The 1,305-nt window shown below is 28.9% G+C and carries 2 protein-coding genes; both read right to left on the reverse strand.

Features of this window, described 5'->3' with window-relative positions:
• Positions 1-40 precede the first annotated feature (40 nt).
• Complete coding sequence (locus BN899_RS18260; RefSeq protein ID WP_147568610.1) at positions 41-946, reverse strand: IS3 family transposase; 906 nt, start codon at positions 944-946, stop codon at positions 41-43.
• Positions 904-1,221: a helix-turn-helix domain-containing protein gene (locus BN899_RS18265; protein ID WP_042278426.1), complete on the reverse strand. Its 318-nt coding sequence runs from the start codon at positions 1,219-1,221 to the stop codon at positions 904-906. Before BN899_RS18265 ends, BN899_RS18260 begins: the two co-directional genes overlap by 43 nt.
• Positions 1,222-1,305: the final 84 nt, after the last annotated feature.

Raw genomic sequence — 1,305 nt, forward strand, 5'->3', positions numbered from 1 at the left:
AGTTATGACCCTGTCAAGTAGACATTCATAAAAAAGCACTTTATGCGGCATGCGTTCGGTATTCAATCGGACTCATGCCGTTTTTTATTTGAATGCGCTCATAATTATAAAAATAAACATATTCATGTATAAGTTTTGTAATTTCTTCTGGATTTCTAGTATCAACTAAATATATAAGTTCCGACTTAAAATGGCTAAAGAAACTCTCAATAGGAGCATTATCCCAACAATTGCCCTTCCTAGACATCGACTGTATAATCCCATTCTTTTTTAATTTGGACGAGTATTCTCTTCTCGTATATTGAAATCCTTGATCAGTATGTAAAATACAGTTATTTTCTAAATTCATTGAAATAAGTTTATCTATAGTATTTTGAACCAATAATGTGTCATTTCTTGAACTAATGTCATATGCTACAATCTCTCCATTAAATAAATCCTTCGCTACATTCATATATATAAATTTTCCAGGCCTATCACTAATAGGTATATATGTTATATCCATACATATTTTTTCTAAGGGTTTGCTAGCGGTAAAGTTTCTATTTAATATATTATCTGCTACATCAGATACCTTAAATTTACGTTTATAAACTTTTTTTCTGATAACAGATTTAATGCCTAACTCATTCATTAACCTATATACTCGCTTATGATTTACTACAAATGACAATATCTTGTTCAAATAGATACAAATTCTTTTTCTACCGTAGGTACCTCTATATTTTTTATGTAACTCTAAAATATGCTGCTTTATAATATTATTTTCTTTTTCCCTATCGGTAGTTTGTAATGGACTTTGAAGCCATTGATAATAACCGCTTCGCGATACTCTTGCTAATTTGCAAAGGCTTGAAATACTATACTTATGAGATAATGACTTAATAATTGAAAATCTATTACTTATTTTTTCTTGTCCGATAGGGTATATAGCTTTTTTAAGAATTCATTCTCCATTCTTAAGTAATTTAATTCTTCTTCGATAGAATTGAATTTAGTTTTAGGTCTACCTTTTTTAGAACCAATCGCTCTACCTCTAGTTTCTTCATCAAATGCAGATTTTCCCTTGGTATTATATAACTTAACCCATCTTTGAACTTGAGTCTTAGATTTTATATTTAAAGCTCTTGCTACGCCAAGGGCACTTATACCTTCATTTATATACATATCTATAGCTTTTAATTTTATTTCTTTGTTATATTTATTATATTTTTTAGACATAGAAAAACCCCCTTATTATAGTCACATTTAGCATCATTATACGATGCCTTTTTTTATGTGTCTACTATAAGGGGATTATACTAA

The organism is Faecalimicrobium dakarense (genome assembly GCF_000499525.1).
Taxonomy (GTDB): Bacteria; Bacillota; Clostridia; order Peptostreptococcales; family Peptostreptococcaceae; genus Faecalimicrobium; species Faecalimicrobium dakarense.

Bases quoted from the DNA above. Each gene is read 5' to 3' on its own strand.
- BN899_RS18265 (WP_042278426.1), bottom strand. From the start codon at position 1,221: ATGTCTAAAAAATATAATAAATATAACAAAGAAATAAAATTAAAAGCT.